Genomic DNA, 26,216 nt, shown 5'->3' on the forward strand with positions numbered 1-26,216 from the left:
GCCATGAGTACACGCAAGACGCTGGCCCTGCTGCTGTACTTCTTCTTCCTGCTGGTGCCGATCTACTGGCTGCTGAACATGTCGTTCAAGAGCAACACCGAGATACTCGGTGGCCTCACCCTGTGGCCGCAGGCGTTCACCCTCGACAACTACCGGGTGATCTTCACCGATGCCAGCTGGTACAGCGGCTACATCAACTCGCTGTACTACGTGTGCCTGAACACGCTGATTTCACTGCTGGTGGCGCTGCCGGCGGCCTATGCCTTCTCGCGCTACCGCTTCCTCGGTGACCGCCACCTGTTCTTCTGGTTGCTGACCAACCGTATGGCCCCACCTGCGGTGTTTCTGCTGCCGTTCTTTCAGCTCTATTCGTCCATCGGCCTGTTCGATACGCACATTGCCGTTGCCCTGGCCCACTGCCTGTTCAACGTGCCGCTGGCAGTGTGGATTCTCGAGGGGTTCATGTCGGGCGTGCCGAAGGAGATTGATGAAACCGCCTACATCGATGGTTACAGCTTCCCGCGTTTCTTCGTGAAAATTTTCATTCCGCTGATCGGCTCCGGCATCGGCGTGACGGCGTTTTTCTGCTTCATGTTTTCCTGGGTCGAACTGTTGCTGGCGCGCACCCTGACTTCGGTGAACGCCAAGCCGATTGCCGCCGTGATGACCCGCACGGTGTCTGCTTCGGGCATCGACTGGGGCGTGCTGGCGGCGGCAGGGGTGTTGACCATCCTGCCAGGCATGCTGGTGATCTGGTTCGTTCGCAACCATGTGGCCAAGGGCTTTGCCCTGGGCCGGGTGTGAGGAGGGCAACGCATGGAGTGGATGGCCTGGACCTTGCCCACGGCGCTGTTCTTCGCCGTCGTCGGCGTACTGCTGCTGTGCATGACCCTGTGCGAACTGCGCCGCCCCTGTGTGGAGCGGCGCGGCTTTCTGCCGATCGTCACCAGCCGTGGCGACCGGTTGTTCATCGGCCTGTTGGTCAGCGCCTACCTGCACTTGCTGGTAGTCGGGGTCAGCGACTGGCCTTTATGGGTGGCCTCGCTGCTGTCGCTGGGCTGGCTCGTGGTGGTGCTGCGCTGGGGCTGAGCGACGGCTCCGGGGAATAACTCAAACGGGAGAGCACAATGTTCCATAACAAACACAACCGGCGACATTTGACCCTGGCCGCGATGCTGGTACTGGCGGGCGTACACGGTGCGGCGTGGGCCGACCAGTACGAGGATGCGGCGTCGAAATGGATCACCAGCGAGTTCAAACCGTCGACCCTGACGCCGGAGCAGCAGTTGGCCGAACTCAAGTGGTTCATCAAGGCCGCCGAGCCGTTTCGCGGGATGAAGATCAATGTGGTGTCGGAAACCATCACCACCCATGAGTACGAGTCCAAGGTGCTGGCCAAGGCCTTCAGCGAGATCACCGGGATCCAGCTGACCCACGACCTGCTGCAGGAAGGCGACGTGGTGGAGAAGCTGCAGACGCAGATGCAGTCGGACAAGAACATCTACGACGGCTGGGTCAACGACTCCGACCTGATCGGTACGCACTTTCGCTACGGCAAGGTGGAGTCGATCACTGATCTGATGGCCAACGAAGGCAAGGACTACACCTCGCCGACCCTGGACCTGAAGGACTTCATTGGCATTTCGTTCACCACCGCGCCGGATGGCAAGGTTTATCAGTTGCCCGACCAGCAGTTCGCCAACCTGTACTGGTTCCGCGCCGACTGGTTCGAGCGGCCCGAGCTCAAGGCCAGGTTCAAGGAAAAGTACGGTTACGAGCTGGGCGTGCCGGTGAACTGGTCCGCCTATGAGGACATCGCCAAATTCTTCACCGAAGACGTCAAGGAAATCGATGGCAAGCGCGTCTATGGCCACATGGACTATGGCAAGAAGGACCCTTCGCTGGGGTGGCGCTTCACCGATGCCTGGTTCTCCATGGCCGGTGGTGGCGACAAAGGGCTGCCCAATGGCTTGCCAGTGGACGAGTGGGGCATCCGCGTGGAGGATTGCCACCCGGTAGGGTCCAGCGTGACCCGTGGCGGCGACACCAATGGCCCGGCGGCCGTCTATGCCACGCAGAAGTACGTCGACTGGATGCGCGCCTATGCGCCCAAGGAAGCGCAAGGCATGACCTTCTCCGAGGCCGGCCCGGTGCCTGCGCAAGGCAACATCGCCCAGCAGATCTTCTGGTACACCGCCTTTACCGCCGACATGACCAAGCCGGGGCTGCCGGTGGTCAACGCTGACGGCACGCCGAAGTGGCGCATGGCGCCCTCGCCCAAGGGGCCATACTGGGAGGAGGGGATGAAGCTGGGCTATCAGGACACCGGCTCCTGGACCTTCTTCAAGTCCACCCCCGAGAAGCAGCGCCTGGCCGCTTGGCTATACGCCCAGTTCGTCACCTCCAAGACCGTGTCGTTGAAAAAGACCATCGTTGGCCTGACGCCGATCCGCGAGTCGGACATCAACTCCCAGGCCATGACCGACCTGGCGCCCAAACTTGGCGGGCTGGTGGAGTTCTATCGTAGCCCGGCACGGGTGCAATGGACCCCGACCGGGACCAACGTGCCGGACTATCCTCGCCTGGCACAACTGTGGTGGAGCCATATCGCCGAAGTGGCCAGCGGCGAGAAAACGCCGCAAGAAGCGCTGGATGGCTTGGCCCGCGATCAGGACCGCATGATGGAGCGGTTGCAGCGCTCCAATGCCCAGGCCACCTGCGCGCCTAAGCTGAACCCTGAAAAAGACGCACAGTACTGGTTCGACCAGCCGGGGGCGCCAAAACCGAAACTGGCCAACGAGAAGCCCAAGGGCGAGACGGTCAGCTATGACGAGCTGCTGAAATCGTGGGAGGCGGCGCGCAAGTGACCGGCTAGGGACCCAAATGGGTTCATCGTCGGCAAGCTGCTGAATCCAAGGCAAAAAAACGGCACCTGCCAGAGGTGCCGTTTTCATTTCACGCAAGCTTACTTATGCAGCTCTTCTGCCGCATACAGCGTGTTTTCCAGCAGGCAGGCCCGGGTCATCGGCCCTACGCCGCCCGGCACCGGCGTGATCCAGCCCGCGCGGGGCAGGGCGGTCTCGTAGACCACATCGCCGACCAGCTTGCCGTCTTCCTGGCGGTTGATGCCCACGTCGATGACGATGGCGCCTTCCTTGACCCACTCACCCTTGACCAGCCCCGGCTTGCCGGCAGCCACGACCACCAGGTCGGCACGGCCGACATGACCGGCCAGGTCCTTGGTGAAGCGGTGGCAGACAGTCACGGTGCAGCCGGCCAGCAGCAGCTCCATGGCCATCGGGCGGCCAACGATGTTGGAAGCGCCGACGATCACGGCGTCCATGCCGTACAGGTCCTGACCGGTGCTTTCGAGCAGGGTCATGATGCCTTTAGGGGTGCACGGGCGCAGCAGCGGAATACGCTGGGCCAGGCGACCGATGTTATACGGGTGGAAGCCATCGACGTCCTTGTCCGGACGGATGCGCTCGAGCAGCAGCGATGCATCCAGGTGTGCAGGCAGCGGCAGTTGCAGCAGGATGCCGTCCACTGCCGGGTCGTCGTTGAGGCGGTCGATCAGCTCGGTCAGGGCTTGCTGCGTGGTTTCGCTGGGCAGATCGAAGGCCTGCGAAATGAAACCGACCTCTTCGCAGTCCTTGCGCTTGTGCGAGACATAGACTTGGGAGGCGGGGTCGGTGCCGACCAGGATCACCGCCAGGCCCGGCGTGCGCAGGCCTTGCTGGCGACGCTCCTCGACACGTTGAGCGATCTGCTTGCGCAGGTTGGCGGCGATCGCCTTGCCATCGATTAGGTGTGCAGTCATAGACGCGTGATTAACCATCGAGAAAGGAACAATAAAGAGGGCGCATTCTCGCACGACACGGCCCGAGGGCAAAGGCGGGTGGTCGGGCAAATGCCCTAACCCCTTAAATAATTTAAATTTTTTATAGAAAGGTGTTGACGCTTATACGGGTCGCCTATAAGATTCGCCGCACTTGTCGGGCACAGCCTAGCACTGGTTGGCGAAGTCGGGCAGAATGAGTGGTTTTAGTATTACTCGTTCGGTTAGGCTTTACGCTTATGCGCCCGTAGCTCAGCTGGATAGAGCATCCGCCTTCTAAGCGGATGGTCGCAGGTTCGAGTCCTGCCGGGTGCGCCATTAGGCAGCTTGGGCAAGCAAGTGAGGCAGTAAAGCGATATGGTGGGCGTAGCTCAGTTGGTAGAGCGCCGGATTGTGATTCCGGTTGTCGTGGGTTCGATTCCCATCGTCCACCCCATATTCTTCAGAGGCGCCTTGATTGTAGATCTGGCGCCTTTGTTTTAAGCGTTATGCGGACGTGGTGAAATTGGTAGACACACTGGATTTAGGTTCCAGCGGCGCAAGCTGTAAGAGTTCGAGTCTCTTCGTCCGCACCATGTTTATGTAAGGTTGTACCGTAACACCGCAATATGGTGGGCGTAGCTCAGTTGGTAGAGCGCCGGATTGTGATTCCGGTTGTCGTGGGTTCGATTCCCATCGTCCACCCCATATTTTCGAAGGCGCCTTGATTGTATGATCAGGCGCCTTTGTTGTTTCTGCGTTATGCGTACGAGCGTGTAACTATGCAGCCTCGCCGGCAAGCCGGCTCCTGCAGGGGCGCGCAGTTCTTGAGGCCTGCGCAATACCTCTGCCAGCCCTTGCAATCCTCTGGCGACACCCCAATAAAAGCTGATAGATTTCAGTCAGTTGAAATACCGGCTGGATTAGGCCAGCAAAGGATTAATCCAATGATTGCAAAAGAAGCCCGTCAGGCGCTGGCGCTTCAGCGCTTCGCCGAGGCCAATCCGCAACTGCTCGAGGAAATCCGTGGGCTGGATGCGCGCGAACAGGCCCAGCAGATCGAATGGGCGTTCGAGGATGCCGCCGACCAGCAGGGCATCCAGCCTTGGGAGCTGGCGCTGCAGTTGATCGCCGAAAGCCCCGAGCAACTTCAGGCCATGCGCCTGGAGACCCATCGCGAAGTGGCCCAAGCGCTGGGTATGGCTTGGGAAGAGTACTGCCAGTTCAATGAAATCGACCCTGAATAAGGGCGTTTTTGCGGGCTGTAGTTGTTTGACAAAGTATTACGGTTGCGTGCCGCCGACGGCGTTGCGCACCCTGCATATATATAGAGGCCCGGCGATACGCCGTGCGGGCCTTGCAAGCTAATCGACCGGCGTGGTTTCCCGTCGTCCCGGGTGGGGTGACTTCTGGTGCGTGACTCACTAGAATGCTTGCCCTTGATTCTGGAGTCGGGCTAACGCCGGCTAACGTCTGTGCAACGAGGAATATCCATGCAAGTTTCTGTTGAAAACACTTCCGCTCTCGAGCGCCGCATGACCATCGCCGTTCCGGCCGAGCGCGTCGAGAACGAAGTCAACAAGCGTCTGCAGCAGACTGCCAAGCGCGCCAAGGTCGCGGGCTTCCGCCCAGGCAAAGTGCCGATGAGCGTGATCCGCCAGCGTTTCGAAGCCGATGCCCGTCAAGAGGCTTTCGGTGACCTGGTCCAGGCTTCCTTCTACGAAGCCATCGTCGAGCAGAAGCTGAACCCGGCTGGCGCGCCTGCTGTAGAGCCGAAGTCCTTTGAAAAGGGCAAGGACCTGGAGTTCGTCGCCATCTTCGAAGTGTTCCCAGAGTTCGCCGTTGCCGGCCTGGAGTCGATCAGCGTCGAGCGCCTGAGCGCCGAAGTGGCTGATGCCGACCTGGACAACATGCTGGAAGTGCTGCGCAAGCAGAACGTGCGCTTCGAGGCCGTCGAGCGCGCTGCCGAGAAAGACGACCAGGTCAACATCGACTTCGTCGGCAAGATCGACGGTGAAGCCTTCGCCGGTGGTTCGGCCAAGGGTACCCAGCTGGTACTGGGCTCCGGCCGCATGATCCCAGGCTTCGAAGACGGCCTGGTTGGCGCCAAGGCTGGCGAAGAGCGCGTTGTCAACGTGACCTTCCCTGAGGATTACCAGAACCTGGACCTGGCTGGCAAAGCTGCCGAGTTCACCATCACCGTCAACAGCGTTTCGGCACCTCAGCTGCCAGAACTGAACGAAGAGTTCTTCGCCCAGTTCGGCATCAAGGAATCGACCCTGGAAGGCTTCCGCGCCGAAGTTCGCAAGAACATGGAGCGTGAACTGCGTCAGGCGATCAAGACCAAGGTGAAGAACCAGGTCATGGACGGTCTGCTGGCCGCCAACCCGATCGAAGTGCCGAAGGCTCTGCTGGAAAATGAAGTCAACCGCCTGCGCGTCCAGGCTGTTCAGCAGTTCGGTGGCAACATCAAGCCTGAGCAGCTGCCGGCCGAGCTGTTCGAAGAGCAAGCCAAGCGCCGTGTGGTGCTGGGCCTGATCGTCGCCGAAGTGGTCAAGCAGTTCGAACTGAAGCCGGACGAAGGCAAGGTTCGCGAAATGATCGAAGAAATGGCTTCGGCTTACCAGGAGCCTGAGCAGGTCATCGCTTGGTACTACAAAAACGACCAGCAGATGAACGAGGTACGTTCGGTTGTACTGGAAGAACAAGTTGTAGATACTGTTCTGCAGAAAGCGACTGTGACCGACAAATCGGTCTCGTACGAAGAAGCCGTAAAACCAGCGCAGGCTCCTGCCGAAGCTGAGTAAGGCGGCCCTCTCGTAGGAAACCCCCACAAGCCAGCCTTCGCGCTGGCTTGTGCGTATTCAAGCCATGACTATTTGGGAGTGAGCGCAGGACATGTCCCGCAATTCTTATATTCAGCAGAGCTCTGACATCCAGGCCGCAGGCGGCCTGGTCCCGATGGTTATCGAGCAGTCCGCCCGTGGCGAACGTGCCTATGACATCTACTCGCGCCTGTTGAAGGAGCGAGTGATCTTCCTGGTCGGCCCGGTAGAGGACTACATGGCCAACCTGGTAGTGGCGCAGATGCTGTTCCTTGAGGCGGAAAACCCGGACAAGGATATCCATCTTTACATCAACTCCCCAGGCGGCTCGGTAACGGCTGGCATGTCGATCTACGACACCATGCAATTCATCAAGCCGGACGTCTCGACCATCTGCATCGGCCAAGCCTGCAGCATGGGTGCCTTCCTGTTGGCCGCCGGTGCCAAGGGCAAGCGTCACTGCCTGCCTAATTCGCGGGTGATGATTCACCAGCCGCTCGGCGGCTTCCAGGGCCAGGCGACCGATATCGAGATCCATGCCCAGGAAATCCTCAACATCAAGGCGCGTCTGAACGAGCTGCTGGCCTACCACACCGGCCAGGATCTGGAGACCATCAAGCGCGACACCGAACGTGACAATTTCATGAGCGCCTCGCGCGCGGCCGAGTACGGCCTGATCGACTCGGTATACGACAAGCGGCAACTGGCCTCCTGAACCCAGGTGCCAGAGCAGGCAGGCGCCCAAAGCGCCTACCTGCGGACTTGAAAAAGCCCGCAATTGCCTTCATCTTGTGTTGCAAGCCTACCGGATTGGATCGATCGAATGACTGACACCCGTAACGGCGAGGACAGCGGCAAATTGCTTTATTGCTCCTTCTGCGGCAAAAGCCAGCACGAAGTGCGCAAACTGATTGCCGGGCCCTCGGTATTTATCTGCGACGAGTGCGTCGACCTGTGCAACGACATCATCCGAGAGGAGGTGCAGGAAGCCCAGGCCGAAAGCAGCGCGCACAAATTGCCTTCGCCGAAAGAAATCAGCGGCATCCTGGACCAGTATGTGATTGGTCAGGAGCGCGCCAAGAAGGTGCTTTCGGTAGCGGTGTACAACCACTACAAGCGCCTGAACCAGCGTGACAAGAAAGGTGACGAGGTTGAACTCGGCAAGAGCAACATCCTGCTCATCGGGCCTACAGGCTCGGGCAAGACCCTGCTCGCCGAAACCCTGGCTCGCCTGTTGAACGTGCCGTTCACCATTGCTGACGCCACCACCCTGACCGAAGCCGGTTACGTGGGTGAGGACGTCGAGAACATCATTCAGAAACTGCTGCAGAAGTGCGACTACGATGTGGAAAAGGCCCAGATGGGCATTGTTTACATCGACGAGATCGACAAGATTTCGCGCAAGTCGGACAACCCGTCGATCACCCGTGACGTTTCGGGTGAAGGCGTGCAGCAGGCACTGCTCAAGCTGATCGAAGGCACCGTTGCTTCCGTTCCGCCGCAAGGGGGGCGCAAGCACCCGCAACAGGAATTCCTGCAGGTGGATACCCGCAACATCCTGTTCATTTGCGGTGGCGCCTTCTCAGGCCTGGAAAAGGTCATCCAGAACCGCTCCACCAAGGGTGGCATCGGTTTTGGCGCTGAAGTACGCAGCAAGGAAGAGGGCAAGAAGGTTGGCGAGTCGCTGCGTGAAGTCGAGCCGGATGACCTGGTCAAGTTTGGCCTGATCCCCGAGTTCGTCGGCCGTCTGCCGGTTCTGGCAACCCTCGACGAGCTGGACGAGGCTGCGCTGATGCAGATCCTCACTGAGCCGAAGAACGCCCTGACCAAGCAGTACGCCAGGCTGTTCGAGATGGAAAGCGTTGACCTTGAGTTCCGCAGTGATGCGCTCAAGGCCGTCGCACGCAAGGCCCTGGAGCGCAAGACTGGCGCCCGCGGCCTGCGTTCGATCCTCGAGGGCGTTCTGCTCGACACCATGTATGAAATTCCTTCGCAGAAGGAAGTCAGCAAAGTGGTGATCGACGAGAGCGTCATCGAAGGCACTTCGCAGCCGTTGCTGATCTACGAGAACAGCGAGCCGCAAGCCAAGGCCGCACCCGACGCCTGAGTCGGTCAGGTGGCAGCAAGCAAGAAAGGGGCCCATGCGGGCCCCTTTCTGCTTTTCCTGTGCAAGCGCTTGTAATTTCCCAGGCGTGCCCCCACATTAGGTCCAAGCATCATTTCCACCGGTTTCCGGCCATAAGGCCGCTGTAGAGGCGAAATCATGAAGACCACCCTCGACTTGCCTCTTTTGCCATTGCGCGATGTCGTTGTTTATCCGCACATGGTCATCCCACTGTTCGTGGGGCGTGAGAAGTCCATCGAGGCCCTTGAGGCTGCGATGACTGGCGAGAAGCAGATCCTTCTGCTGGCCCAGAAGAACCCCGCCGACGATGATCCGGGCGAAGACGCCCTGTATCGCGTCGGTACCGTCGCTACCGTGCTGCAACTGCTGAAGCTGCCTGATGGCACCGTCAAGGTGCTGGTCGAGGGCGAGCAGCGGGGTGCAGTCGAGCGCTTTACCGAAGTTGAAGGGCACATCCGTGCCGAAGTTTCCCTGATCGACGAAACCGACGCCGCCGAGCGCGAGTCGGAAGTCTTTGTGCGCACGCTGCTGTCGCAGTTCGAGCAGTACGTGCAGTTGGGCAAGAAAGTCCCTGCCGAAGTGCTGTCGTCGCTGAACAGCATCGAGGAGCCTGGGCGCCTGGTCGATACCATGGCCGCACACATGGCCCTGAAGATCGAGCAGAAGCAGGAAATTCTCGAGATCGTCGATCTGTCCACCCGTGTCGAGCATGTGCTTGCGATGCTGGATGCTGAAATCGACCTGCTGCAGGTCGAGAAGCGTATCCGTGGCCGGGTCAAGAAACAGATGGAGCGCAGCCAGCGCGAGTACTACCTGAATGAGCAGATGAAGGCCATTCAGAAAGAGCTCGGCGATGGCGACGAAGGCCACAACGAAGTCGAAGAGCTGAAAAAGCGCATTGAAGCCGCTGGCCTGCCGAAAGATGCCCTGGCCAAGGCTCAGGCGGAGCTTAACAAACTCAAGCAGATGTCGCCGATGTCGGCCGAGGCCACCGTGGTGCGGACCTACCTCGACTGGCTCGTGCAGGTGCCGTGGAAGGCCCAGAGCAAGGTTCGACTGGACCTGTCCAAGGCTGAGGAAATTCTCGATGCCGACCATTATGGCCTTGAAGAGGTCAAGGAACGCATCCTCGAATACCTCGCCGTGCAGAAGCGCGTGAAGAAAATTCGCGGCCCGGTGCTGTGCCTGGTTGGCCCGCCAGGCGTGGGCAAGACCTCGCTGGCCGAGTCGATCGCCGCTGCGACCAACCGCAAGTTCGTGCGCATGGCCTTGGGTGGCGTGCGTGACGAGGCCGAGATTCGCGGCCACCGTCGGACATACATCGGTTCGATGCCAGGCCGCTTGATCCAGAAGATGACCAAGGTGGGTGTGCGCAACCCGCTGTTCCTGCTCGACGAGATCGACAAGATGGGCAGCGACATGCGTGGCGACCCGGCCTCGGCGCTGCTGGAAGTGCTCGACCCTGAGCAGAACCACAACTTCAACGACCACTATCTGGAGGTCGATTACGACCTCTCTGACGTGATGTTCCTGTGCACCTCGAACTCGATGAACATACCGCCGGCGCTGCTTGACCGCATGGAAGTCATTCGCCTGCCGGGTTACACCGAGGACGAGAAGATCAACATCGCGGTCAAATACCTGACGCCCAAGCAGGTCAAGGCCAACGGTTTGAAGAATGAAGAGCTCGAGATCGACACCTCGGCGATCCGCGACATCATCCGTTACTACACCCGCGAAGCCGGTGTACGTGGCCTTGAGCGGCAAATTGCCAAGGTTTGCCGCAAGGTCGTCAAGGAACATACCGGCCAGAAGCAGGTCAAGGTCAAGGTCACCAGTGAGCAGCTCGAGCACCTGTTGGGTGTGCGCAAGTTCCGCTACGGCCTGGCCGAGCAGCAGGACCAGATCGGCCAGGTGACCGGCCTTGCCTGGACCCAGGTGGGTGGCGAATTGCTGACCATCGAGTCGGTGGTCATCCCTGGCAAGGGCCAGCTGATCAAGACCGGTTCGCTCGGCGACGTCATGGTCGAGTCGATCACCGCCGCGCAAACCGTAGTCCGCAGCCGCGCCCGCAGCCTGGGGATTGCCGCCGACTTCCATGAGAAGCACGACGTGCACATCCACATGCCCGAGGGTGCTACGCCCAAGGATGGCCCGAGCGCTGGTATCGGCATGTGCACCGCGCTGGTGTCGGCGCTGACGCAGATTCCAGTGCGTGCAGATGTTGCCATGACCGGTGAAATCACCTTGCGTGGGCAGGTATTGGCCATTGGCGGGTTGAAGGAAAAACTGCTGGCGGCACACCGTGGCGGGATCAAGACGGTGATCATTCCAGAGGAGAATGTTCGCGATCTGAAGGAGATTCCGGAAAATATCAAACAGGATCTGCAGATCAAACCGGTCAAATGGATTGACGAAGTCCTGCAAATTGCGCTGCAATACGCCCCGGAGCCCTTGCCAGATGTGGCTCCTGAGATTGTCGCGAAAGATGAAAAGCGCGACGGCGATGCTAAGGAACGAATTAGCACGCATTAGTAGTTTTTGGCTGGGGGGCTTTCCTTGACAGTATTTTCGGGGCCTTGCTATAAAGCGGCACGCTATTGTCACCAGGCCACCCAGCGCACGTTTCATAAGCTTTTCATTACATACTTAGAAACAAACTCAATAGAGAAATAAGGGGACTTAGAGTGAACAAGTCGGAACTGATTGACGCTATCGCCGCATCTGCTGACATCCCGAAAGCTGTAGCCGGCCGCGCGCTGGATGCAGTAATTGACTCCGTGACTGGTGCCCTGAAAGCAGGCGACGACGTCGTTCTGGTTGGCTTCGGTACCTTCTCGGTCAAAGAGCGCGCAGAGCGCGATGGCCGTAACCCGCAAACTGGCAAGACCATCAAGATCGCTGCTGCCAAGGTTCCAGGCTTCAAGGCTGGCAAAGGCCTGAAAGACGCCGTCAACTAAGTCGTCTCTTTCAGCCGGACCCGGCCTGGCCAGGTCCGAGCACGCTGAAGGCGGGTCGCAAACGTTCCCGCCTGACACGTTTGCTAAGAAAAGGCGCATCCTCGGATGCGCCTTTCTTTTATCAGGATTCTACCCACGCTCCGCGGTTGTCGACGCAGTGGTACAGCCGTTTCTGGGGGACGCATGCTGCAAAATATCAGGGACAATTCACAAGGTTGGATTGCCAAGACCATCATCGGCCTCATCGTCGTGCTGATGGCGTTGACGGGCTTCGAGGCCATTTTCCAGGCCGCCAGCCATAGCCAGGACGCCGCCAAGGTGAACGGCCAGACCATCAGCCAGAACGAGCTGAGCCAGGCGGCCGACATGCAGCGCCGCCAGCTGATGCAACAGCTGGGCAAGGATTTCGACCCGGCACTGCTGGACGAGAAATTGCTGCGCGATGCCGCGCTCAAAGGGCTTATCGAACGCAAGCTGCTACTGCAGGGTGCCGAAGATGCCAAGTTCGCCTTCAGTGAGGCCGCGCTGGATCAAGTGATCCTGCAGACGCCGGAATTCCAGGTTGATGGCAAGTTCAACGCCGACCGTTTCGACCAGGTCATCCGCCAGATGGGCTATGGCCGCTTGCAGTTCCGCCAGATGCTCGCCGAAGAAATGCTGATCGGCCAGGTACGCACGGGTATTGCCGGCAGCAGCTTCGTGACCGACCAGCAGGTCGACGCCTTCGCTCGCCTGGAAAACCAGACCCGCGACTTCGCTTCGTTGACCTTCAAGGCCAACCCGGCTGCGGTCAAGGTCAGCGATGACGAGGTCAAGGCCCATTATGAACAGCATGCCAAGGAGTTCATGACGCCGGATCAAGTGGTCATCGACTATGTCGAGCTGAAGAAGTCGGCATTCTTCGATCAGGTGAAGGTTACCGACGACGAGCTCAAGGCCCAGTACGAGAAGGAAATCGCCAACCTGGCCGAACAGCGCCACGCTGCGCACATCCTTGTCGAGGTCAATGACAAGGTCACCGATGCCCAGGCCAAGGCCCGCATCGAAGAGGTCGAGCAACGCCTGGCCAAAGGTGAAGACTTCGCCAAACTGGCCAAGGAGTTCTCCGAGGACCCGGGTTCGGCCAACAGCGGTGGCGACCTTGGCTTCGCCGGCCCGGGGGTGTATGACCCGGTCTTCGAGGACGCGCTGTACAAGCTCGACGATGGCCAGGTGTCTGCACCGGTGCGTACCCAGTTCGGTTATCACCTGATCAAGCTGCTGGGCAAGCAGGCGCCGGAAGTCCCGAGTTTTGCCAGCCTGAAGGACAAGCTCACGCGAGACCTGAAGACTCCGCTGGTCGAGCAGCGCTATGTCGATGCCAGCAAGCAGTTGCAGGATGCTGCCTACGAGGCTGCCGACCTGGCCCAGCCCGCCCAGGACCTGAACCTCAAGGTGCATACGTCGGCGCCATTCGGCCGTGAGGGCGGTGAAGGCATCACGGCCAACCGTGCCGTGGTCCAGGCTGCGTTTTCCGAGGAAGTGCTGGAGGAGGCTGCCAACAGCACCGCCATCGAGCTGGACCCGGAAACCACGGTGGTATTGCGCGTCAAGGAGCACCGCAAGCCGGAGCAGATGCCGCTCGAAGCCGTGGCCAAGAAAATCAGCGAACACCTGGCCAAGGAGAAGGCAACCGCCGAGCTCAAGGCCAAGGCGGACAAGCTGATCGCCGGCCTGCGTGACGGCTCGGTCGCTACCGATACTGCCCAGGAAGGCCAGAGCTGGAAGGCCTACGAAGCAGTCACCCGCAGCCAGGACGGTATCGACCCGGCCGAGTTGCAGGCACTGTTCCGCCTGGCCAAGCCGCAAGCCAAGGGCAAGCCGGTATATGGCAGCGTGGTTCTGGCCGATGGCAGCCTGGTCGTGCTGCAGCTCAAAGGTGTCAACGAAGGTGCCGCCGCCAGCGCTGAAGAGAAGCAGCAGATCCGCCGCTATCTCGCTTCGCGTGCGGGCCAGCAGGACTTTGCGGCATACCGCAAGCAGCTCGAAGGCAGTGCGGACATCACTCGCTACTGAGTGACTGTCTGGTAATGAAACAGGCCGCATGATGCGGCCTGTTTCGTTTCTGTGGCACGGGCGTAAGCGCCGGGTTCGCCTCAGCGCTTCTCCCCCTCATAGTTATCCAGCGTATCCCGCGCAATCTCCCGGCCCAAGGCAATCAGCTCCGGCGCCTTGTAGAACTCGAAGAAGCGGCATACCCGCTTGGGCACGTTGATCAGCACGTCCGGTGGATACCCCGCGATCTTGTATTGCGCCAACGACGTCTGCATCACCTCGAAACTCTGGTTGATCAGGTCCAGCAGCGAAGCTGGCCCCACGTTGTCGACGATGATCGACCCTGTGGCTGATTTTGGCGCGCCCTCGCTCTGCGGTGCCGCCGCCGGTTGCTGCGCTTCGGGGTCGGCCGCATCGGTCAGCCAGGGGTTGGGTGGAATCAGGCCCTCGCCGGTGATCTCCTGCTCGATGCGCATCAGTTCCTCGACGGGCTTGCGCCGAAACGGCATGCGCGACCCCAGCGAATTGATCAGCGCGTCAAAGCGCATCCTGAATGCTGCCGGCCGCTCGATGACAGGCAACTGGTATTGCTTTTGGTTGGTGGAGTTGAGGTTCACCGCAATGATCATGTCGCAGTGGCTGGACACCACCGGCACGATCGGTAGCGGGTTGAGGATGCCGCCGTCGACCAGCATGCGGTTGCCTTGCATTACTGGCGTGAACAGGCTTGGAATTGCCGCCGAAGCGCGCATTGCCTGGTGCAGGCAGCCTTCCTGGAACCAGATCTCCTGCTGGTGGGTCAGGTCGGTGGCCACTGCCGTGTAGGGGATGCGCAATTGCTCGATATTGATTTCGCCAACGATCTTGCGGATTTGCCCAAACACCTTGTCGCCGCGAATGGCACCAAGGCGGAAGCTGACATCGACCAGACGCAGTACGTCCAGGTAATCCAGGCTTTCGATCCAGTTGCGGTATTCATCGAGTTTGCCCGCCGCGTATATGCCCCCGACCACCGCGCCCATCGAGCAACCGGCAATGCAGGCGATCTCGTAGCCGCGCCGTTCGATTTCCTCGATCACGCCGATATGGGCATAGCCCCGAGCGCCCCCCGATCCCAATACCAGTGCTACACGTTTGCTCATGATCATCCCCGGCTTCTGCATCCATGGTCCTACAATGCACCGAGCGTTGCCTGTGCTTCAATGTAGACTCTAGGCAAAACGTGCCGGGCGCGGCACTTTTCAGGTGCCCACGCGTCGAACAGCCATTCTATTTGAACCTCTGAGGTATTACCGATGAAAGCCTGGATCTGCCTTCCTCTGATTGCCCTGGCCCTTGCCGGCTGTGCGGGCAAGACGGCTTACCGTGACAGCTGCGCGTCGCAGCTCGATGCCGCCTGGAAGGAGCTTGACCTGGCCAAGGCTGAAGGCTTTGCCGGTACTGTCAGCTATTCCAAGGCTTTGTCGCTTTTGACCGGGGCCAAGACCCAGCAGCAGTTCGAAGGCTTCGAAGGTTGCACCAATAAAGCCGAAAAGGCGCGTTTTTACATTCGTGAGTCGCGCGCCGGGCGCTGACCGAGGAGCGCTGTATGTCCAGCATGCTCGACCATGTGGTTGCCCAGGTAGTGGCCTTGCAGGTGCGCCTGCTGAGTTGTCGCGAGCGCCTTGCTGCCGATACCGACAGCGAGGCCTTGCACGATCTGCGCATAGGCCTGAGGCGTTTGCGCAGCCTGTTGCGACCGCTGAGGGGCTTGCCGGGGGTCGAGCAGTTGGAGGACGCTGCGAAAGCCCTTGGTACCTTGACCACACCGCTACGTGACCGTGAGGTACTGGCGGCCGAGTTGATCAAGCGCGGCGTTGCCCAAGCGGGGCAGCGGCGTCTGCAAGGGCGCACTGCTACCTTTGCCGGCGTGGCCACCAGCCCGCAACTGAGCCGGGTACTGGCAATCCTCGATGCCTTCCCGCTATTTCTGCGCGCAGCGGGCCGTGAAGGGTTGGCGAAGTCACTGCGCAAGCGCGTCGACAAGCGCCTGGCCAAACAATGGCGCAAACTGCATGAAGCCTTGCAGGACCCGGCCCACGACCGTCATCGCTTGCGCTTGTTGATCAAGCGTGTGCGCTATGGAGACCAGGCCTATCCGCAACTCGATCATGCCGGGAAGCAGTTGCAGCGCATGCTAAAACAAGCCCAGGGCGATTTGGGTAACTGGCATGATCGCTTGCAATGGCTGTTGCAGGCTCGATCGCATGCGGACCTCGCGCCCTGCAAGGTCGATTGGGAACAGGAGCTCAATGATGCCGAGCGTCAGTCCGATGTGACACTGGCTGCCTTGCAGGCAGCGCTGGAGCGGCGCAAGCCCGGCAAATGACCGATATGCGGGCTGTTCGACGCAAGGTTGCTCGATAGTATTGGCTGACACCTTTCGCTGCTGCAGGAGCCGGCCCATGAATTTCAACCAACTGCTCGACGCCGTGCGAGCAAACCCCGACGGCGTCAGTGTCCCGCCCAACTGGGCCCAAGGGCGTGCCGCATTCGGTGGCCTGATGGCCGCGATGGTGTATGAGGCCATGCGCCTGAAGCTCGCCGATAGCCGCCCGGTGCGTTCCCTGGCCATCAGTTTCGTCGCCCCCGCCGCTCCCGACGTGCCAACCCGTTTTGAAGTCGAAGTGCTGCGCGAGGGCAAAGCCGTCAGCACCCTGCTTGGTCGAGCGATTCAGGATGGCCAAGTGGTGACCTTGGTACAGGGCAATTTCGGCGCCGGGCGGGCATCGGTGGTGAATGTTCCTGCAGTGCCGGCCATGGAGATGAAGGCGCTTGAGGATGCCGCTCCTGAGCTTCCTTACATCAAAGGCGTCACACCTGAGTTCATGCGCCATGTTGCCCTGCGCTGGGCGGTTGGTGGGTTGCCGTTCAGTGGCAATCAGTCACGGCACATGGGCGGCTGGGTGCGCTTGCGGGATGTTGCCCAGGAGCAGGTCAACGAGGCCCACCTGTTAGCGCTGGTCGATGCCTGGCCGCCCAGCCTCATGCCTTACCTGAAGCAGCCCGCAGCAGGCAGTACGCTGACCTGGACCATCGAATTCATCCAGCCGGTTGCCAGGCTGTCGACGTTGGACTGGTGCCGCTACTGCGTCGAGACGGAACACGCCCGCGATGGTTATGGGCATGCCGCAGCTGCCCTGTGGACGGCTGAAGGTGAGTTGCTGGCATTGAGCCGGCAGACGGTCACAGTGTTCGCTTGAGATTCAACGCCGATGTTTGTGCCGTTCGCGCCAGGCGCGCCACCAGGCACCACTGAGCACAAAACGCGGGAAGGTGATGAATTGCTCGGTCAGCAGGCGCTGCACGGCGTCCTTGCGGTTGGCGAACGGTTCCGGCTGCTCGGCCTCCAGGCGGTGGCCCTGACGCTGCAGGCCCAGGCCGGCGATCAGGGAAATGATGCCGACAGCAATCTGGCCAAGGTCCAGGGCGAACAAGCCTGACAGCACCAGCAGAGCGCCAAGGATGAACAGCGGCACGGCAATCAGGTGCAGCACCAGGTTGGTCGGGTGGCGGTGGTTGTGGTGATAGCCGCGCCATTGCCAGGCGGGCAAGTTGGGCAGTCGTTTGCTCATGGGCAGTTCCTCGCGGTCATGCCCAAAGCTTAGTGCGGCCCTGTGTTCACAGCCAATCGAGGCTGGCTATGGTGACTATAGTTTGAGCTGGCCGATGGCCTTGTTCAGCTCGCCGGCCAGGGTCGCCAGTTCGCTGCTGGTGGTGGCCGAATCGACAGTCTGCTGCACGGTTTCCTCCGTGACGTCACGGATGCTGACTACTGCCCGGTTCATTTCTTCCGCCACCTGGCTCTGCTGCTCGGCGGCGACGGCTATCTGGGTGTTGCTCTCGCGCATCTGCGCCACGGCGCCGGTAATTTCGGCGAGCGCTGCGCCGGCTTCCTTGGCCTGGCGCACGCAGTCGTCAGCTTTGTAAGAGCTTTCCTGCATGAACTCCACCGCATCGCGGGTACCGGCCTGCAGGTCGGCCACCATGCCGGTGATCTCGTCGGTGGAGGTTTGCACGCGTTTGGCCAGGCTGCGCACTTCATCGGCGACCACCGCAAAGCCACGGCCCATTTCGCCGGCGCGCGCTGCTTCGATGGCGGCATTGAGCGCCAGCAGGTTGGTCTGTTCGGCAATACTGTGGATGACGTTGACCACGCCATTGATCTTCTGGCTGTCCTCGGCCAGTTGGCGGATCATTTCGGCGGTCTGCTGCACACCGCTGGATAGCCCGGCAATCGAATCCTGCACCCGGTTGACCACATTCTTGCCGCTGCCAGCGAGGGTGTCGGCGGTCTGCGACAGGTCGCGGGTGGCACCGGCATGCTGGGCGATATGGTGCACGGTGGCGGACATCTCGTTGATCGCCGTGGCTGCCTGGTCGGTCTCGCTTTGCTGGCCGAGCATGCCATGGCGAACTTCGTTCATGCTCGTGGCCAGGCGCGCGGCGCCCGAATCGAGTTGCGCGGCTGTGCGTGCCACGGTGCTGACCACGCGGTGGTAGGTCGACTGCATGGCGTTGAACGCGCCTGCCATCTGGCCCACTTCGTCTCCGCAAGCCAGAGGCACGCGGGCCGACAGGTCACCGGTTTTTTCCACGTGCAGCATGACGTCCTTGAGGGTGTTGAGTTGGCTCAGCAGGAAGCGGATCAAAAGTTGCGAGGCGCAGAGCATGGCCAGCATCAGGATCAGCACACAAACCGCGTAGTTGGCAAAACGCTCGAAGAACACCTGGCGCACGCTCGGTGCCTGGGCCAGTACCGCCACCTGCTGGTCGCCATGGCGCAGTACCTGAGCACCCCGCAGCGGGTTGTTACCGAAGAGCCAGGCGGCCGGGAGTGCTACCCAGCCTTGTGCATTACGCAGTGCATCCAGGCTTTGGCCGGCAAAGGTCGGGGTTTGGCCGGGTTGCCAGGTGATCACGTTGGCCTGGCGGGGCAGGGCAAGCCCTTGCGGCCAGGCGGCCAGCAGCTGTGCCTGGGATTGCGCCTGGATCTGCACAGCCTCGGCGCGGGCTCGCTGCTCCAGGTGCACGGCATAAAGCACCAGCATCAAGGTGGTGACAAAGGCCACTGCGTTGACGGCCCAGAACTTGTACTTCAGGGAAATATTGCTAAGCCAGGCACCCATGGGTAGGTCTTCTCTGAGTTGAGCGGAAACATTATTGGCAAGGTGCCATCATTGTGCCCGCTCACGCCTGGGAGGTTTTGACGTGTATCAACAAACCGTTTATGCCCGATCAAGCTCAGGTCAGCTGGAAGAATGCCCGAGCCGTTGCAGTGGTGTGCGCCGCGGTATCTTCAACACGTTCACCTCGGTGCAACGCTACCTCCCGCAGCACCTCTGGCAAAAAAGCCGGCTCGTTGCGCCCGCTCTTCGGTTTCGGTCGCAGACTGCGCGGCAGCAGATACGGGGCATCACTCTCCAGCATCAGGCGCCCTTGTGGGATATTGCCCACCAGCGGATGCAGGTGCGTGCCGCGGCGTTCGTCACAAATCCACCCGGTGATGCCGATGTGCAGGTCCATGTCCAGGTAGGCGAACAGTGCGTCGCGCTCGCCGGTGAAGCAATGCACCACGGCGGCCGGCAGGTGGTCGCGGTAGTCCTTCACAATCGCCAGCAAGCGCTCGCTGGCATCACGCTCATGCAAGAACACGGGCAGGCGCAACTCGGCGGCCAGCGCCAATTGAGCTTCCAGGGCTTTTTCCTGGAGTGGGCGAGGGGAGAAGTCGCGGTTGAAGTCCAGCCCGCATTCGCCTACGGCGCGCACACGCGCTTCATTCAGTAACTGGCGCAGTCGTTGGTCGCTGTTGGCGTCCCACGCTTTGGCGTCGTGCGGGTGTACGCCGGCTGTGGCGAACAGGTGCTCGCTGGCGGGGTCCAGCTGCTGGCACAGCTCTAGCGCCTGCTCGCTGACCGCGAGGCTGGTGCCGGTAAGGATCATCTGCACTACGCCGGCTTCGATGGCGCGCTCGACGATGGCGGCCTGCTGGTCGTGGAAACTGCTATTGGTCAGGTTGACGCCGATATCGATCAGTTGCATGGTGCTACCTCGTGCCGCGGGACGGCCAGCATAGCAAAAAGCGCGATTTCCGGGAAAAAGCCAAGAACTTCAGGCTTTTGCGATGGTCTTTTGCCGTCATTTATCACGAGTTGCTCGCACACATGGATGCTGCCCACCGACCTCGGATACGTCTTCGCATGCTGCGATACCTGCTCGCCCTGCTGCTGGCGCTCGGCCTGATGAGCGTCGGTCCCGCCTACGCGCGCCTGCCGGGGCCACAGCAGAACGTGCCGGTGAGCAAGGCCCGTGACCTTGAACAGATCCGCAGCAGCAAGGTGCTGCGGGTACTGGTCAACCAAAGTCGCAACAGTTCCGGTGAGGTCAAGGGCGAGCCCGTCGGCATCGAGTACTACCGCTTGCGTGCGCTTGAGCATTACCTCAACGCCCGGGCCGGCGACGGGCAACAGGTGCGGCTCAAACTCATCCCCAGAGCCAAAGAGCAACTACTCGGGGCCCTGCAGCGCGGTGAGGGCGACCTTGCCGCCCCGGGCGAATTGCTCGACCCGAGCCTGGTCGGTGGCGTGAACAGCAGTGCTCCGGTCCTGGACCAGGTGCCGTTGTGGCTGGTCGGGCGCAAGGGCGAGCGCAGTTTCACCCGCGTCGAGCAGTTGTCCGGGCGCACCGTGGCGTTGACCAGTGCCAGTGCCGCCGGCGCGCTGATCCAGCAGATCAACCAGCACCTGGCGCTGCGCAAGCGCCCGCCCGTCAAGATCGAGTGGGTCGATTCGACCCTGGCGGTGGAGGACGTGCTGGAGATGGTCCAGGCCGGCATCTATCACCTGACCGTGGTGGAGCGGCCGATCGCGCTGCGCTGGGCCCGGGTAATGCCACGCCTGCGCCTGGATAGCCGACTGCAACTGGGCCCGCCACAAGCCATGCGCTGGTATGTGCGCCGAGATGCGACGCTGCTGCAGGCCACGGTCGATCGTTTTCTGCAGGGCTACCGCGCGCCGGAGAACCAGGACGCTGCCTTCGAGCGCATCTACCGGCGCCAGTACCGCGTGCACAACCCGCTTGCGCGCAAGGACCGTCAGCGCCTGGCTTCTGTGCGCGCGGTGCTGCAGAAACATGGCCAGGCGCAACAGATCGACTGGCTGAACCTTGCTGCGTTGGCCTTCAAGGAGTCGACCCTCAACCCGGCGGCGCGCGGCAGTGGCGGGGCGCATGGCCTGATGCAGATCACTCCTGCAGCTGCCCAACGGGTCGGGGTCAGCAATACCGCAACGGTGGATGGCAATGTCCAGGCCAGCGCCCGTTACCTGGCGTTGATCCGCCGCAAGTTCTTTGCCAGCCCGAAGATCAACGAGCGTGAGCGCATGGCCTTTGTGCTGGCCGCCTACAACCTTGGGCCCGAGCGGGTCCAGGCCATGCGTGTCGAGGCTCGCAAGCGTGGCCTCAATGGCAATCAATGGTTCTTTCAGACCGAGCGGGTCGCGATGGAGCAGGTGGGCATGGGGCCGGTCAACTTCGTCAATAGCGTGAACAAGTACTTCCTGGCGTTCAACCGCGAGCGTGCGGTGCTGGAACGGAGGGGGAATCGCTGATAAATCGATTTATTTGATTGGTATGCTGGGTTTTTTGCGATTTATATATCTCTCATGTCGATTATTATGGCGCCCATCCCAACACAACATCCCAGCCTTCAAGGAAGTCACCCAATGAACAACGCAATCATCAAACTGCTCTCCACCCACGCTGGCCTGGGCCTGAGCGTGGTTCGCATCCTGGTCGGCATCATCTTCATGGCGCACGGTGCGCAGAAACTCTTCGGCCTGTTCGGCGGCTACGGATTGGAGGGCACCGGCCAGTGGATGGAGAGCATCGGCCTGGCCCCCGGCTACCTGATGGCCCTGCTGTCCGGCAGCGCCGAGTTCTTCGGCGGCCTGGCCCTGGTGATTGGCCTGCTGGCTCGCCCGGCGGCGCTGGCACTGAGCGTAACCCTGGTGGTGGCAATTTTCTCGGTACACATCGGTAACGGCCTGTTCATGTCCAACAATGGCTATGAGTTCGCCCTGGCGTTGCTGGCGGGTACCGTCGCGGTACTGATCGAAGGCGCTGGTCGCTTCTCCGTAGACCGATTGATCGCCCGCTGACAGCTCATGCTGCAGGCCTCAAGTTGATGACTTTCAGCTTGGGGCTTGCAGCTTGCCGCGTGTAGCTCTAGCATACCGCCTGCGCCGATTTAAACAGCTACTTGCGGGGCGCAGGAAAACCCAGCCCCGGGTCATCCGAAATACCGCTAAAGCGCTGGTTCGGTGACGCCTCCCACCGCTGCCCAGCGGGATTTGCGAGGCGGAGAAACACTCCATGAGTTGCCCACGTACCAGTGTCTGCTTGAGCCCACTGCCTGCCAGCCAGGCCACCCGCACACCGCGCATTCTGCTCGGTGGCCAGCATCAGCCTACTCTTTTGCGTCATCTCGAAGGCTTGTCCCGTCGCAAAGGCCAGGCCCGCGCCTTCCTCATCCAGTTTGCCGAAACCGCGTGCCGGCTGGAGCAGTTTGGCAACGACCGCTTCGATCTGGCGGTGATCCAGGCACCTGCCGCGCAGGATGCTGCCGAAGTGATCGGCCACCTCACCCGCATCGCACGCCAGGGCCTGATTACCCGACGCTGAGGAACCCGCTGTTGAGTACCAATATCATCACGACAGAAGGCCATGAAGCTCTGAAGAAAGAGCTGGACCATCTGTGGCGGGTGTATCGCCCGGAAATCACCCAGAAGGTGGCTTGGGCTGCCTCGCTGGGGGATCGCAGCGAGAATGCCGACTACCAGTACAACAAGAAGTTGCTGCGTGAGATCGACCGTCGGGTCCGATACCTGCGCAAGCGCCTCGAAGACGTCAAGGTGGTTGCCTATTCGCCGCAGCAGGAGGGCAAGGTCTTCTTCGGTGCCTGGGTGGAGATCGAAAACGATGACGGCGAAGCCCTGAAGTTTCGCATCGTCGGGTACGACGAGATCTATGGACGCAATGACTATATCTCGATCGATTCGCCCATGGCGCGGGCCCTGCTCAAGAAAGAGGAGGGTGATGAGGTGCTGGTGCATACACCTACTGGCGAAGCGACCTGGTATGTAAGCAGCATAAGTTACGAGCAGTAAGCGTTCAGCTGCAAGCCGAGGCGTATCTGCTCATGCTTGCAGCTTGCAGCTTAAGGCTATCCCTCCCGCAGCACCGCCAACGGGCTGGCATTAAGCGCCCGCCGAGTCCCCAACACACCAGCCCCTCCTACCAGTAGCGCGCCCGCTAGCGGCAGTATCAGCAGCCACGGATGCGGGCCCCACTGCAGGTCGAACGCATAGCGGTAAAGCACCAGGGTAATCAACTCACAGCCTAGCGCTGCCAGGGCGCCACTGGCCGCACCCAGCAGCCCGAACTCGATACGCCGCGCTTTCACCAGCAACGGTCGAGCAGCGCCAAGCGCGCGCAGCAATGCGCCTTGGCGAATGCGTTCATCCAGCGTTGCCTGCAAACCTGCGAACAGCACGGCCAACCCCGCTGCCAGGACGAACAGCAATACATATTCCACCGCCAGGGTAACCTGGGCGAGGATGCTGCGCAGCTGCTCCAGCAAGGCATCGACTTGCAGGATGGTCACCGCCGGGAACGCCCGCGACAGGGCCACCACATCCAGGTCATGACCCGGCGCGAGGTAGAAGCTGGTCAGGTAGGTGGTCGGCAGCCCCTGCAGGGTGCCGGGCTGGAAAATCATGTAGAAGTTCGGCTGGAAGCTGTCCCAGTGCACGCTGCGCAAGCTGCTCACTCGCGCCTGGCGTTGTTCGCCGCCAATGTCGAAGGTCAGCAGGTCGCCCAGTTGCACCTTCAGGCTGGCGGCAAGTTCCGCCTCGACCGAAACGCCGGGGATTTCATCACCAGCCGGTAGCGCCCGCCACCAGTTGCCGGCGGTCAAGGCATTGCCTGCGGGCAGGTCGGCGGCCCAAGTCAAGCTGAGGTCGCGCTGAACGGCGCGCTCGCCGGCGGAATCCTTGCTGACGATCTGTTGCACGGGTTGCTCGTTGATCTGGATCAGCCGGCCAGGCGTCACCGGGTACAGCGGTGCGGAGGCTGCGTTCACCTCGTGCAGGCGCTGGGCGAAAGGCTCACGGTCGTCGGGCAGGATGTTCAGGGCGAAATGGTTGGGTGCGTCCTTGGGCAGTTGTGCCTGCCAGGTGTCGAGCAGCTCGGCGCGCAGCAAAGCGACCAGGGCCATGGCCAGCAGGATCAGGCCAAACGCCAGTGCCTGGCCCGCGGCAGCCATGGGGTGGCGCAGCAACTGGCCCAAGCCCAGGCGCCAGGGCAGCGGGGCGCCTGCCAGCAGTTGCCGCAGGCTACGTAGCCCAAGCAGCAGCAGGCCGCCCAGTGCCAGCGCGGCAAGCAACCCGCCGCCTAGCAGGGCGAAGGTCAGCAGCAGGTCGAGGCTCAGGCGCCACATGATCAGGCCCAGGGCGAACAGGGCGGCGCCGTAGACCAGCCAGCTGCTGGGTGGCACGGGCAGCAGGTCGCGGCGCAGTACACGCAGTGGCGGCACCTTGCCCAGAGCGGCGAGCGGGGGCAGGGCGAAACCGGCCAGTGCGACCAGCCCGGTGGCGATGCCGGCCAATGCCGGGAGGATGCCGCCAGGCGGCACCACGCTCGGCAGCAGGCCGTGCAACAGGCGGAACAGGCCCAGTTGCGCCAGCCAGCCGAGCAAGGCACCGACCAGCGCGGCCAGCAGGCCGAGCATGGCCAGTTGCAGGCAGTACAGGCCCAGCGCTTGGTGGCGGGACAGCCCCAGGCAGCGCAACAGTGCGCTGGCGTCCAGGCGCCGCGCCGCATAGCGGCTGGCCGACAGTGCCACGGCGACGCCTGCCAGCAGCACCGCTACCAGGCTGGCCATGTTCAGGTAGCGTTCGGCCTTGCCCAGGGCACCCCCGATCTGCCGGTTGCCATCGCGGGTGTCGAGCAGGCGCTGGTTCGCCGCCAGGTTCTTCTCCAGCCCCTGGCGGTACTGCGCCAGGGCCTGTGCATCGCCGCGCCACAGCTCACGGTAGCTGACCCGGCTGCCGGGCTGAATAACCCCTGTGGCCTCCAGGTCGGCGAGGTTCATCATCACCCGCGGGGTGAGGCTATAAAAGTTGTTGGCACGGTCCGGTTCGTAGGTCAGTACGCGGCTCATGCGCAGGGTCTTCATGCCGACATCGATGCTGTCGCCGATGCTCAGGCCAAGGGCAGCCAGCAGGCGCGGTTCGACCCAGACCTCGCCCGGCGGCGGGCCGCCACCGGGTGTTTCCATGGCATACGGCGCCGGTGCACTGCGTACCTGGCCACGCAGGGGGTAGGCGCCATCGGCGGCCTTGATGCTCGACAGCTGGATGCCGGCATCACCACCGACCACGCTGGTGAACTCCACCACCCGGGCGTGGCGCAGGCCCAGGGCGGTGCCGGCGTCGACCTGTTCCTGACGCGCCGGCGCACTGCCTTGCAATACCAGGTCGGCGCCAAGGAACTCGCTGGCGCGCAACTGCATGGCGCCATTGAGGCGGGCGCCGAAATAGCCGATGGCGGTGCTGGCGGCAACAGCCACCAGCAGGGCGAAGAACAGCACGCGCACTTCGCTGGCGCGGATGTCGCGCAACAACTGGCGCAGCGCCAGGCCGCACAGGCGGGAAAGCGGCATGTGCTTCATCAGGCCTCCACCGGCGCCACCAGGCGGCCTGCTTCGAGTCGTATCAGGCGCCGGCAACGGCTGGCCAGGCGTTCGTCATGGGTAACCAGAACCAGGGTGGTGCCGCGCTCCTTGTTCAGGTCAAACAGCAGGTCGCTGATGCGCTCACCGGTATGGCTGTCGAGGTTGCCGGTAGGTTCGTCAGCGAACAGCACCGCCGGTTGGGCGGCGAAGGCGCGGGCGATCGCCACCCGTTGCTGCTCGCCACCGGACAGCTGGCGTGGCGTGTGGGTCAGGCGCTTGCCCAGACCGACCCGTTCAAGCAAGGTGCGGGCTTGTTCGCGAGCATCGCGACGGCCGTCCAGCTCCAGTGGCAACATGACGTTTTCCAGTGCATTGAGGCTGTCGAGCAGCTGGAACGACTGGAACACAAAGCCGACATGTTCGGCGCGCACCCTGGCGCGTTGGTCTTCGTCCAGTGGGCCCAGGTCGTGTCCGGCGAGTATCACCTTGCCGGCGCTGGGGCGGTCCAGGCCGGCCAGCAGCCCCAGCAGGGTGGATTTGCCCGAGCCCGAGGCGCCGACGATGGCCAGGCTGTCGCCTTGGGCGAGGTCCAGGGACAGTGCGTGCAGGATGGTCAGATCACCTTCCGCACTGGGGACCACTTTGCTAAGGTTCTGCGCAACGAGAATGCTGGGGCCCATGGAGA

General features: G+C 61.7%; 24 protein-coding genes and 4 tRNA genes. 21 read left to right on the forward strand and 7 right to left on the reverse strand.

Annotated features, from left to right (window positions below):
• The first annotated feature begins 3 nt into the window (after positions 1 to 3).
• Genes NGJ21_RS13250 through NGJ21_RS13260 form a run of 3 tightly spaced genes read left to right on the forward strand, consistent with a single transcriptional unit; the run spans position 4 to position 2,867 of the window.
• Positions 4 to 804, forward strand: a complete 801-nt coding sequence (locus NGJ21_RS13250; RefSeq protein ID WP_039603433.1) for a carbohydrate ABC transporter permease — start codon at positions 4 to 6, stop codon at positions 802 to 804.
• Positions 805 to 816: 12 nt separating this feature from the next.
• Entirely contained in the window at positions 817 to 1,089 is a 273-nt protein-coding gene (locus NGJ21_RS13255) for a DUF2160 domain-containing protein (protein ID WP_119688603.1), read from the forward strand.
• Between the two features lie 38 nt (positions 1,090 to 1,127).
• Entirely contained in the window at positions 1,128 to 2,867 is a 1,740-nt protein-coding gene (locus NGJ21_RS13260; RefSeq protein WP_119688604.1) for an ABC transporter substrate-binding protein, read from the forward strand.
• A 98-nt stretch (positions 2,868 to 2,965) separates the two neighbouring features.
• Here the strand turns inward: NGJ21_RS13260 and folD are convergent, their stop codons facing one another.
• Entirely contained in the window at positions 2,966 to 3,820 is an 855-nt protein-coding gene (folD, locus tag NGJ21_RS13265) for a bifunctional methylenetetrahydrofolate dehydrogenase/methenyltetrahydrofolate cyclohydrolase FolD (RefSeq protein WP_039603436.1), read from the reverse strand.
• A gap of 259 nt (positions 3,821 to 4,079) precedes the next feature.
• Here folD and NGJ21_RS13270 point away from each other — a divergent pair.
• The 11 genes from NGJ21_RS13270 to NGJ21_RS13320 all read left to right on the forward strand — a co-directional run bounded on the left by NGJ21_RS13270 (position 4,080) and on the right by NGJ21_RS13320 (position 13,782).
• A tRNA-Arg gene (locus NGJ21_RS13270) sits at positions 4,080 to 4,156 on the forward strand.
• A 42-nt stretch (positions 4,157 to 4,198) separates the two neighbouring features.
• Positions 4,199 to 4,274 (forward strand) — tRNA-His (locus NGJ21_RS13275).
• A gap of 54 nt (positions 4,275 to 4,328) precedes the next feature.
• A tRNA-Leu gene (locus tag NGJ21_RS13280) sits at positions 4,329 to 4,413 on the forward strand.
• Positions 4,414 to 4,449: 36 nt separating this feature from the next.
• A tRNA-His gene (locus tag NGJ21_RS13285) sits at positions 4,450 to 4,525 on the forward strand.
• Positions 4,526 to 4,764: 239 nt separating this feature from the next.
• Positions 4,765 to 5,064 carry a DUF6388 family protein gene (locus tag NGJ21_RS13290; protein ID WP_046787928.1) on the forward strand — a complete coding sequence of 100 codons (300 nt, stop codon included), beginning with the start codon at positions 4,765 to 4,767 and terminating at the stop codon, positions 5,062 to 5,064.
• Between the two features lie 246 nt (positions 5,065 to 5,310).
• Positions 5,311 to 6,624 (forward strand): trigger factor, encoded by a 1,314-nt coding sequence (tig, locus tag NGJ21_RS13295; RefSeq protein ID WP_046787929.1) that lies wholly within the window; start codon positions 5,311 to 5,313, stop codon positions 6,622 to 6,624.
• Between the two features lie 91 nt (positions 6,625 to 6,715).
• Positions 6,716 to 7,357: an ATP-dependent Clp endopeptidase proteolytic subunit ClpP gene (gene clpP / locus NGJ21_RS13300; RefSeq protein WP_009683825.1), complete on the forward strand. Its 642-nt coding sequence runs from the start codon at positions 6,716 to 6,718 to the stop codon at positions 7,355 to 7,357.
• A 108-nt stretch (positions 7,358 to 7,465) separates the two neighbouring features.
• A complete protein-coding gene (clpX, locus tag NGJ21_RS13305) occupies positions 7,466 to 8,749 on the forward strand; it encodes an ATP-dependent Clp protease ATP-binding subunit ClpX (RefSeq protein WP_012313645.1) in 1,284 nt (427 codons plus the stop codon).
• A 156-nt stretch (positions 8,750 to 8,905) separates the two neighbouring features.
• Positions 8,906 to 11,302, forward strand: coding sequence for an endopeptidase La (lon, locus tag NGJ21_RS13310; RefSeq protein ID WP_174141616.1), 2,397 nt, complete (start codon positions 8,906 to 8,908; stop codon positions 11,300 to 11,302).
• A gap of 152 nt (positions 11,303 to 11,454) precedes the next feature.
• On the forward strand, positions 11,455 to 11,727 hold the full coding sequence (locus NGJ21_RS13315) for an HU family DNA-binding protein (protein ID WP_012313647.1): 273 nt from the start codon (positions 11,455 to 11,457) through the stop codon (positions 11,725 to 11,727).
• A 183-nt stretch (positions 11,728 to 11,910) separates the two neighbouring features.
• Positions 11,911 to 13,782 (forward strand): SurA N-terminal domain-containing protein, encoded by a 1,872-nt coding sequence (locus NGJ21_RS13320; RefSeq protein WP_115275368.1) that lies wholly within the window; start codon positions 11,911 to 11,913, stop codon positions 13,780 to 13,782.
• Between the two features lie 80 nt (positions 13,783 to 13,862).
• Here NGJ21_RS13320 and NGJ21_RS13325 read toward each other — a convergent pair whose 3' ends face one another.
• Positions 13,863 to 14,903 (reverse strand): patatin-like phospholipase family protein, encoded by a 1,041-nt coding sequence (locus NGJ21_RS13325; RefSeq protein ID WP_046787954.1) that lies wholly within the window; start codon positions 14,901 to 14,903, stop codon positions 13,863 to 13,865.
• Positions 14,904 to 15,056: 153 nt separating this feature from the next.
• On the opposite strand from NGJ21_RS13325, the gene NGJ21_RS13330 reads away from it, so the two are divergent.
• The 3 genes from NGJ21_RS13330 (at position 15,057) to NGJ21_RS13340 (ending at position 17,003) form a co-directional block, all read left to right on the forward strand.
• Complete coding sequence (locus tag NGJ21_RS13330; RefSeq protein ID WP_012313650.1) at positions 15,057 to 15,335, forward strand: hypothetical protein; 279 nt, start codon at positions 15,057 to 15,059, stop codon at positions 15,333 to 15,335.
• 14 nt (positions 15,336 to 15,349) lie between these two features.
• Complete coding sequence (locus NGJ21_RS13335; protein ID WP_251962202.1) at positions 15,350 to 16,129, forward strand: CHAD domain-containing protein; 780 nt, start codon at positions 15,350 to 15,352, stop codon at positions 16,127 to 16,129.
• A 76-nt stretch (positions 16,130 to 16,205) separates the two neighbouring features.
• The gene (locus tag NGJ21_RS13340; protein ID WP_251962203.1) at positions 16,206 to 17,003 is read left to right on the forward strand and encodes an acyl-CoA thioesterase; all 798 of its coding nucleotides are present in this window, start codon (positions 16,206 to 16,208) and stop codon (positions 17,001 to 17,003) included.
• Positions 17,004 to 17,006: 3 nt separating this feature from the next.
• On the opposite strand, the gene NGJ21_RS13345 is transcribed toward NGJ21_RS13340, so the two are convergent.
• From NGJ21_RS13345 to NGJ21_RS13355, 3 genes are all read right to left on the reverse strand, one after another.
• Positions 17,007 to 17,375: an Mpo1-like protein gene (locus tag NGJ21_RS13345; RefSeq protein WP_046787935.1), complete on the reverse strand. Its 369-nt coding sequence runs from the start codon at positions 17,373 to 17,375 to the stop codon at positions 17,007 to 17,009.
• Positions 17,376 to 17,450: 75 nt separating this feature from the next.
• Positions 17,451 to 18,929: a methyl-accepting chemotaxis protein gene (locus NGJ21_RS13350; RefSeq protein ID WP_196997773.1), complete on the reverse strand. Its 1,479-nt coding sequence runs from the start codon at positions 18,927 to 18,929 to the stop codon at positions 17,451 to 17,453.
• Between the two features lie 115 nt (positions 18,930 to 19,044).
• On the reverse strand, positions 19,045 to 19,842 hold the full coding sequence (locus tag NGJ21_RS13355) for a TatD family hydrolase (protein ID WP_115275365.1): 798 nt from the start codon (positions 19,840 to 19,842) through the stop codon (positions 19,045 to 19,047).
• Between the two features lie 158 nt (positions 19,843 to 20,000).
• Here NGJ21_RS13355 and NGJ21_RS13360 point away from each other — a divergent pair, with 158 nt between their 5' ends.
• The 4 genes from NGJ21_RS13360 (at position 20,001) to greB (ending at position 22,964) form a co-directional block, all read left to right on the forward strand.
• Positions 20,001 to 21,407, forward strand: coding sequence for an MltF family protein (locus tag NGJ21_RS13360; RefSeq protein WP_115275364.1), 1,407 nt, complete (start codon positions 20,001 to 20,003; stop codon positions 21,405 to 21,407).
• Positions 21,408 to 21,521: 114 nt separating this feature from the next.
• Positions 21,522 to 21,956 (forward strand): DoxX family protein, encoded by a 435-nt coding sequence (locus NGJ21_RS13365; protein ID WP_046787939.1) that lies wholly within the window; start codon positions 21,522 to 21,524, stop codon positions 21,954 to 21,956.
• A gap of 214 nt (positions 21,957 to 22,170) precedes the next feature.
• Entirely contained in the window at positions 22,171 to 22,479 is a 309-nt protein-coding gene (locus NGJ21_RS13370) for a hypothetical protein (RefSeq protein ID WP_046787940.1), read from the forward strand.
• Positions 22,480 to 22,490: 11 nt separating this feature from the next.
• Complete coding sequence (greB, locus tag NGJ21_RS13375) at positions 22,491 to 22,964, forward strand: transcription elongation factor GreB (RefSeq protein ID WP_115275363.1); 474 nt, start codon at positions 22,491 to 22,493, stop codon at positions 22,962 to 22,964.
• 56 nt (positions 22,965 to 23,020) lie between these two features.
• Here the strand turns inward: greB and NGJ21_RS13380 are convergent, their stop codons facing one another.
• Positions 23,021 to 25,528: an ABC transporter permease gene (locus tag NGJ21_RS13380; protein ID WP_196997778.1), complete on the reverse strand. Its 2,508-nt coding sequence runs from the start codon at positions 25,526 to 25,528 to the stop codon at positions 23,021 to 23,023.
• Entirely contained in the window at positions 25,528 to 26,211 is a 684-nt protein-coding gene (locus NGJ21_RS13385; RefSeq protein WP_012313661.1) for an ABC transporter ATP-binding protein, read from the reverse strand. The genes NGJ21_RS13380 and NGJ21_RS13385 overlap by 1 nt, the downstream gene beginning before the upstream one ends.
• Positions 26,212 to 26,216 lie beyond the last annotated feature (5 nt).

Source organism: Pseudomonas sp. Marseille-Q5299 (assembly GCF_943737035.1).
GTDB lineage: Bacteria > Pseudomonadota > Gammaproteobacteria > Pseudomonadales > Pseudomonadaceae > Aquipseudomonas > Aquipseudomonas putida_E.